Genomic DNA, 3,280 nt, shown 5'->3' with positions numbered 1-3,280 from the left:
GGCAGGTTATTGGCGGGCGCTTTATTGGCGGCGGGCTCGCCTTCAGGTTGCGGTGATAGTAGTCGAGTTCGGCCATTTAAGCGCTGCCAAATGTTTTTGTCCGGTGCAGCTGCGGCTTTGATGGCTTTATGCTGTAGCTCCCTTAATGCTTTTAACCATTCGGCCTGTTGGTAAAGCTCAACAGTTTCTGGTGTGATGCTGCGTTTAAACGTTTTAATCTCTTGTTGTGTTTCGGTATCTAAGCGCAGTGTTTCGAAGTCATCGGTGAAGCGCCCGATAATATCGCAGGTGGCGCGGGTATGATTGGCGCGTTCGCGGTGCCAAAATTTCACCGCATTTTCAACGCGACCAAGTTGCTCGTGTACGGAAGAGCCAGAGGCGCCCCGTATTTTCTCTTTAAGCAAACTTAGCTCTGCATCGAGTGTTTTGTTTAGCCCATCGCTAGCGGAACTCAAGTGCACAACGGTACGCCGAAGCATATCCGCATGCGCAGCGACTTGTTTTTCGAGCTTTTCTTGCTCGGCCAAAGCCGAGAGATATTTGGCGCGCCAGTCTGTACTCACACGAGACCTCCTATGGTATTACCTCAGTATAGGAAGGCCTTGGCCAAATAGGAAAATAGTCAGGGGAACTATTAAGTTTAATGTGAGGTCTGGCACTGGGTACGAGTACATCAAATCATCAATTAAAAGCTGTTTAGGGACGAGGAAACAATATTTCATCCACTAATACTTGATATCGACCTCCTTACCTTCGTTGCTCAAAGCGTTACATGCCTCGGTAACTGCTCCATGCGTTACCCTAATGACCTATATCCGTATAGGCCCCGGCATGCGCCCCTTTAAGCGCCTTGATAAGAAAGCCGATCTCTTCGCCTAATTGGATAAACTATTTATTGCCTCGCCCCTTAGGCGAAAACGTAATAACGGGAGTGAATATGAAGCGTAGTTGGATATTGGGCGGTTTAGCGATGGCTGGGAGCGTGATGCTTCAAGGGTGCGGTTCGATGGCGACCAAAGCCCCTGAACTAAGTAGCGATAATCAGGCGCGGTTAGTGAGTGCTGCTGAAGGTGTTTCTAGCGAACATAAAGCCCGCTACCCCTACCGCCACCCGGTAGAAACTTTGAGTTTCTTTGGTATTAAGCCCGGCAGTATGGTTGTGGAAGCGCTGCCTGGCGGTGGTTGGTATTCCAAAATATTGTTGCCTTACCTGGGCGAAAGCGGCCGCTTAATTGGTGTGGATTACAGTATGGATATGTGGCCAAATTTTGGTGGTTTTGCTACGCCAGAATTTATTGACGGTCGCAAAAACTGGCCGGGCGAGTGGGTGGCGGATGCCAAAACATGGTCCAGCGTGGGGGCAAAGGCAAGCGCGTATACCTTTAAAACTATGCCGGCGGAGCTAGAAGGCAAAGCCGATGCCGTGTTATTTATTCGCGCACTGCATAATCTTGCACGTTTCGAGGATAAGGGCGGGTATTTAACGCAGGCGCTGGCCGAGACGCATCGGGTTCTCAAACCGCACGGTATTGTGGGTATTGTGCAACATGCTATGGATGAAAGTGTTCCCGATGAGTGGGCTATCGGCGATCGCGGTTACCTGAAGCGTTCTTTCCTTGTTGATGCCATGGATAAAGCCGGTTTTGAATTTGTGGCAGAATCAGACATCAACAAAAATCCAAAAGATAAACCCAAAGACGGCGATGTGGTGTGGCGCTTGCCTCCATCGCTGAATACTGATGATTCTCAAAAAGAAGCCAATGTGGCAATTGGGGAATCGAATCGTGTGACCTTGTTATTTAGAAAGCGTTAATGGCTAAGGGGCGTGCACGGAATAAGTTGCTGGAATTTGGGTTTTGGGGTGTTTGCTTGACGAGGCGAAAATATGGCGTAATAGCCGGCTATTGAAAATATTTTTAACTAAGGCAAGCGTGAACCAGGAATTCAAAAACGGGAAGTTATTTCATGCACGCCCCTTCGCACACGGTAGGGGAGGGGTAATCTTTGCGTCGCCGCTTGTCTGCCGTGTGGCTGTAGTTAAAAAGTTGTGGTTATAAAAACTGTGATCATAAAAACGTTGGTTTTTGTGATTTTTATGAATTTTTTACTTAACGTTAACTACCTAATCCTTAGTCTTTAACGTACGGTAAAGTGTAAATAATCGTTTGTATTAATAATCTATCGAGGACTTGTTAAATGATACGGTCGTTTTTAAATGTATGGAGAGAAAATAAGACCTTTTTGCTCTTTGTTGTTTTGATGTGTGTATTTCGTAGTGCAGTAGCCGATTGGAATGAGGTCCCAACGGGTTCAATGAAGCCGACTATTGTGGAGGGAGACAGAATTCTGGTTAATAAATTGGCTTATGATGTTCGGGTGCCTTTCACACATATATCCATGCTTAAACTCTCGGATCCTGCCCGAGGAGATGTTATTATTTTTGATTCAAGCGTTTCGAACAAGAGACTGGTAAAGCGTGTTGTTGGCGTGCCCGGAGATACTATTGAATTGAACGATAATGTTTTAACGGTTAATGGTGAGCAGCTTAACTATAAAACAGTATCTTCCGAAATATACACTGTCGATAAACAAGAAGATTTATTGGGTGTGGCGCATTCTGTGCGTGTTGGTAGGCTTGGTTCTAGTCTATCAAGTTTTAGTGCGATTAAAGTCCCTGTTGGCCATTACTTGGCACTTGGGGATAATCGAGATAATAGCGCCGACTCAAGAGTTATTGGTTTTGTTCCGCGCAATGAAATTGTTGGTAGAACTAAAAGCGTGGTGATGTCATTTAATTATGATAACTACTACATTCCTCGCAAGGAACGATTTTTTCACACACTTTAACGAGATGGCGGTTTACTTATGAATCCTATATATGCAGTTTTAGTTGTTTTTATCCTATGTGCTGGTGTTTGTTTTATTGTTGCGAACAAGCGCAAGTCCAACATCCCCTTTTGGGTGACGGCAGGATTTCTCGCTGGGCCATTTGCGATACCTTTCGTGTTTTTCGCTAAGCCAGATAAGCATAGGGCAGTATAGTGAGCGCTGCTCGACCTGTTACTTTTTAGGTTTCTATATACTTTTCTTTACCCTAACGTTGCATTAGGTTTTGAGTTCAGGAGCTTTTAGAGTGGTATTTATAGCTTTGAACGGAGATTTTTTTGGATTGATACTAGTCACTCTAGGTGAGATCCAGAAAAATTGAGTACGACGCTAGAAATGCTGCTATAGAAGCAGCGAAGCGATACTGGGCCAAAAGTTAATGCAACGTTAGGGT

General features: G+C 45.4%; 2 protein-coding genes and 1 pseudogene. 2 read left to right on the top strand and 1 reads right to left on the bottom strand.

Annotation, left to right across the window (positions count from 1 at the left end; genetic code table 11):
• Window positions 1-563 (bottom strand): annotated as a pseudogene (locus AC3A8L_RS16260) (hypothetical protein); the annotation flags it as partial.
• A 374-nt stretch (window positions 564-937) separates the two neighbouring features.
• On the opposite strand from AC3A8L_RS16260, the gene AC3A8L_RS16255 reads away from it, so the two are divergent.
• The gene (locus AC3A8L_RS16255; protein WP_487963325.1) at window positions 938-1,813 is read left to right on the top strand and encodes a class I SAM-dependent methyltransferase; all 876 of its coding nucleotides are present in this window, start codon (window positions 938-940) and stop codon (window positions 1,811-1,813) included.
• A gap of 383 nt (window positions 1,814-2,196) precedes the next feature.
• Window positions 2,197-2,847, top strand: coding sequence for a signal peptidase I (gene lepB / locus AC3A8L_RS16250; protein ID WP_487963324.1), 651 nt, complete (start codon window positions 2,197-2,199; stop codon window positions 2,845-2,847).
• The last annotated feature ends 433 nt before the right edge of the window (window positions 2,848-3,280 follow it).

The sequence above is a fragment of the Marinagarivorans sp. genome (genome assembly GCF_982758155.1).
Note: the sequence above shows the minus strand (reverse complement) of the source record. Positions and strands in the feature narration are given on the sequence as shown.